The following is a 317-nucleotide window of genomic DNA, read 5'->3' as shown; positions in this document are numbered from 1 at the left end:
ACCAACACCACGGATATTGCGACCAATACCAGCAATATCGCAACCAACACAACCAACATCACCAATCTGAATACCTCGGTTTCCGACCTCAGCACCACCGTGACGGATCTCACCAATGATGCCCTGCTGTGGGATGCGACCGCTGGCGCGTTTAGCGCCGGTCATGGCGCCAACGCCGCCAGTAAGATCACCAACGTGGCGGCCGGTACTCTGTCCGCAGACAGCACCGATGCGGTTAACGGTTCTCAGCTATTTGAAACCAATCAGAACGTGGCGCAAAACACCACTGACATCGCGACCAATACGACGAATATCGC

Annotated in this window: 1 pseudogene; it reads left to right on the top strand. The window is 55.2% G+C overall.

The window, feature by feature from the left end:
• A pseudogene (locus QMN38_RS26820) lies at positions 1-317 on the top strand (hypothetical protein); the annotation flags it as partial.

It is taken from the genome of Citrobacter sp. R-1.5.2 (assembly GCF_035064245.1).
In the GTDB taxonomy this organism is placed as follows: domain Bacteria; phylum Pseudomonadota; class Gammaproteobacteria; order Enterobacterales; family Enterobacteriaceae; genus Citrobacter.
Note: the sequence above shows the minus strand (reverse complement) of the source record. Positions and strands in the feature narration are given on the sequence as shown.